Below are 4,233 nucleotides of genomic sequence, written 5' to 3'. Positions count from 1 at the left end.
TTGCAGAAGGCCAACGCCGGTATGTGGAGACCTTTTCGGCCTATGCCCGAAACTTTCTGGGCAACATGGAACGTCCGGATGTGGATAAGATTTCCGGATTGAGTCCGGTTATCTCCATCGAGCAGAAAACAACCAACAAGAATCCGCGCTCTACGGTGGGTACCACTACCGAGATATATGACTTTTTCCGTCTGCTTTATGCCCGCGCGGGCGAAGCCTATTCCTACTTATCGGGCGAGAAGATGGTCAAGTACACCGAAGAGCAGATTCTGGATCTGATCCTGACCCGCTATGCCGGAAAGAAAACCTACCTGCTTGCACCGGTTGTACGCAGCCGTAAAGGACATTACAAGGAACTTTTCGAGCAAATACGCAAGAAGGGCTACCTCAATGTGCGTGTGGACGGCGAGCTGAGGGAGATATTTCACGGAATGAAACTGGACCGCTACAAGAACCATAACATTGAAGTGGTGATTGATAAGCTGGTAGTTTCGGCAACCGACGAGCGGCGGTTGAAGGAAAGTCTCCGTATAGCCATGAAACAGGGCGACGGATTGGTGGTGGTGCTGGATGCCGAAACCAACGAAGCCCGCCATTTCAGTAAAAGACTGATGTGTCCTGTTACAGGATTGTCTTACGGCGAACCCGCACCCCATAATTTTTCGTTTAACTCGCCCCACGGTGCTTGTCACAAGTGCAAAGGATTGGGCGAGGTAAACCTGCTGGATATGGAAAAGATTGTTCCGGACAGCAGTCAGAATATCTACCAGGGCGGTATCGCTCCCTTGGGTAAATATAAGAATGCCTTGATATTCTGGCAGATCGAAGCCATATGCGACAAATACGGAGTGAATGTAAAGACGCCGATCTGCGACATTCCCGAAGAGGCGATGGACGAAATACTGAACGGAACCGACGAACGGCTGCAGATAAAGAACGAGTCGCTGGGCAACTCCAACTATTTCCTTACCTACGAAGGCGTATCTAAATATATCTTGATGCAGCAAGAGTCCGAAGCCTCTGCTTCCGCCCAGAAGTGGGCCGGACAATTCATCAAGATGTCTGCCTGTCCCGAGTGTAACGGTCAGCGGTTAAACAAAGAAGCCCTGCATTATAAGATAGCAGGTAAAAACATAGCCGATATATCCGGACTGGATATATCCGAATTAAGCGAGTGGGTGGATTCTCTGCACAACAAGCTCTCTTCCAAGCAACAACAGATAGCTACCGAGATTTTGAAAGAGATCCGTTCACGCCTCAACTTCATGCTGGATGTGGGATTGGATTACCTGTCCATGAACCGGGCATCCGCTTCGCTGTCGGGAGGCGAGAGTCAGCGTATCCGTCTGGCAACCCAGATCGGGAGTCAGCTTGTAAACGTACTTTATATCCTCGACGAGCCCAGTATCGGACTACATCAGCGCGATAACGTGCGCCTGATCAACTCGCTCAAGCAACTGCGTGATACGGGCAACTCGGTAGTCGTGGTAGAGCACGATAAAGACATGATGCTGGAAGCCGACTATGTTATCGATATGGGGCCCAAGGCCGGACGCCTGGGTGGCGAGGTTGTATTTGCAGGAACTCCCGCCGAGATGCTGCAAGCCAACACCCTGACGGCGGCATACCTTAACGGACTGCAGGAGATAGCTGTTCCGGTTGAGCGGCGCAAAGGTAACGGTAAGTTTATCACCATACACGGAGCCCGCGGAAATAACCTGAAAAAGGTGGATGCAACCTTCCCGCTGGGCACCATGATCTGCGTGACCGGCGTATCCGGTAGCGGTAAATCGTCGCTGATAAACCGCACACTGCAACCCATACTTAGTCAGCATTTCTATCGTTCGCTGGAAGATCCGTTGCCCTACGATTCCATCGACGGCATCGAGCATGTAGATAAAGTGGTAAACGTAGACCAGTCGCCCATCGGCAGATCACCCCGAAGCAATCCGGCAACCTATACGGGTATCTTTTCGGACATCCGCAGTTTGTTCGTAGACCTGCCCGAAGCCAAGATAAGGGGATACAAACCCGGCCGCTTCTCCTTCAACGTATCGGGAGGCCGGTGCGAGACCTGTAAAGGAAACGGTTACAAGACCATCGAGATGAACTTCCTGCCGGATGTGCTCGTTCCCTGCGAGGAGTGCCACGGCAAACGCTACAACCGCGAAACACTGGAGGTGCGTTTCAGGGGGAAATCCATAGCCGATATTCTGGATATGACTATCAATATGGCGGTTGAATTCTTCGAAAACATTCCTTCCATACTGTACAAGATCAAGGTTCTGCAGGATGTGGGATTGGGATACATCAAGCTGGGACAACCCTCCACCACCTTATCGGGAGGAGAGAGTCAGCGTGTGAAACTGGCCACCGAACTTGCCAAGCGGGACACGGGTAAAACCCTGTACGTACTGGACGAACCTACAACCGGTCTGCATTTTGAAGACATCCGGGTGTTGCTGGGAGTACTTAATAAGTTGGTAGATAAAGGCAACACAATCATTGTAATTGAGCATAACCTGGATGTGATCAAGAGCGCCGACTATATCATCGACATGGGGCCCGAAGGGGGAAGGCGAGGGGGACAGCTTCTTTTTGCCGGAACTCCGGAAGCTATGATTCAACAGGAAATCAACAGCTTTACGGCTCCCTTCCTGAAAGAAGAGCTTAAAAGTAAATTAAAGTAACGAAACATTCCGAAATATACAGAAGATGAAGAATCCCATTGTAATGATTAAGCAATGTGTGGAGAAGGACGAACCCTACTTCGTACTTCGAGGTCAGGATGTTTGTGCCCTGGCTGCCATCGAGGCGTATTATGAAGCCGTAAAAGATAAGGTGAAAGACCCCTATTTTATTGAAGAGATACAGGAGATCAAGAATGATTTCCATGCATTTTTGAAGGAACAGCAGACTAAAATACCCGATTGATGATGGCAGACGATACCTATAAAACGATTACCGGAGTGGTGGATAGCTGCTATACCGAGAAGCGAAGCCGCTTTATAGCCTATGCTGTTCCGGTTCGCACCGTAGAGGAGGTAAAAGAACAGGTTGATAAGTTTAGAAAACAATATTACGATGCCCGCCATGTCTGCTGGGCTTACATGCTGGGACCGGATCGCTCCACCTTTCGTGCCAACGACGACGGAGAACCTTCGGGCACTGCCGGCAAACCTATCCTGGGACAAATTAATTCGCTGGAACTTACCGATATTCTGGTGGTGGTGATCCGCTACTTCGGAGGAATCAAGCTGGGTACCGGGGGACTGATTGTGGCCTATCGTGCCGCGGCGGCTGAGGCGCTTTCGCTTGCCGAGATAGAAGAGCGTACAGTGGACGAAGAGATTACCGTGCAGTTTGAATATCCCTTTATGAACGGAATCATGCGTATCATAAAGGAAGACAACCCCGAGGTGCTGTCGCAGTCGTTCGACATGAACTGCGAGATGACCCTCCGCATCCGCAAAAGCGAAGCCGATAAATTGCGTAACCGCCTGTTGAAGGTGGAGACAGCCTACCTGAAAGAATAGGAGATAGGCTGATTATAACTCCCGTTCAGGTGAAGACTAAGGTTTAATCCCGTTTAATTTAATCTTATTTATAGCAGGTTTCCTCAAATGCCTCCATGGGCCCGTTCAAACGCGCCCATGGAGGCATTTAATCGGGCCCATGGGCGCAAGCCGCCAACCCGGTATCTTTCAGACTTAATTGTATATACTTTCCGCTTTATGATTCCTTTAATATTGCTTTATTTACTGTAGACCCGTGCCGGAATACCCGTATACCTTTAAGTGAGGTGACTTGATTTTAATCAAATAGATAGCTGTTTTAGGAAGTTTCTTTAAACTAATAGGCTAAGAATAAACCCTATATGTCTAAAATTGCTATTTTTATCCTGTTTATTTGTGATCCTTTAATTTAATACCCTCCTTATCTAATATTTATTGGTATGAAAATAGACAGACGAAAATTCTTTAAGACTGTTGGAACCGGTACCGCTGCGCTGGGATTAGGTTCCGTTCCTTTTGTTTCTCAAGCCTCCTCTTTATCTTCCCAGCAGAAGGAAGACGACGAACAGGTATTGTTTATCGGCGACAATATAGCCATTGCCGATACGGTGTACGGAAAGGTGAAGGGCTATATTCTGCGGGATGTATATACTTTTCTGGGTATGCCTTACGGCGCGGATACGTCGGGCAAGAACCGATTTATGCCCCCTGCAGAGCC

Annotated in this window: 4 protein-coding genes; all 4 read left to right on the top strand. The window is 48.9% G+C overall.

The features are described from left to right. A partial coding sequence (gene uvrA, locus AB7E53_RS10995; protein WP_446775658.1) for an excinuclease ABC subunit UvrA occupies positions 1 to 2,690 on the top strand: 2,690 nt, incomplete at its 5' end. A 25-nt stretch (positions 2,691 to 2,715) separates the two neighbouring features. After that, positions 2,716 to 2,934 (top strand): hypothetical protein, encoded by a 219-nt coding sequence (locus AB7E53_RS10990; RefSeq protein WP_068178029.1) that lies wholly within the window; start codon positions 2,716 to 2,718, stop codon positions 2,932 to 2,934. A gap of 2 nt (positions 2,935 to 2,936) precedes the next feature. After that, complete coding sequence (locus tag AB7E53_RS10985; RefSeq protein ID WP_068178841.1) at positions 2,937 to 3,536, top strand: IMPACT family protein; 600 nt, start codon at positions 2,937 to 2,939, stop codon at positions 3,534 to 3,536. Positions 3,537 to 3,955: 419 nt separating this feature from the next. Continuing rightward, positions 3,956 to 4,233 (top strand): twin-arginine translocation signal domain-containing protein (locus AB7E53_RS10980; RefSeq protein WP_446775657.1); only part of this gene is annotated, 278 nt, incomplete at its 3' end.

The organism is Macellibacteroides sp. (genome assembly GCF_050251695.1).
Classification (GTDB): Bacteria; Bacteroidota; Bacteroidia; order Bacteroidales; family Tannerellaceae; genus Macellibacteroides; species Macellibacteroides fermentans.
Note: the sequence above shows the minus strand (reverse complement) of the source record. Positions and strands in the feature narration are given on the sequence as shown.

What these genes read in the sequence shown, in the direction of transcription:
- AB7E53_RS10985 (WP_068178841.1), top strand. Translation starts at nt 2,937, where the DNA reads ATGGCAGACGATACCTATAAAACGATTACCGGAGTGGTGGATAGCTGC.
- AB7E53_RS10990 (WP_068178029.1), top strand. Translation starts at nt 2,716, where the DNA reads ATGAAGAATCCCATTGTAATGATTAAGCAATGTGTGGAGAAGGACGAA.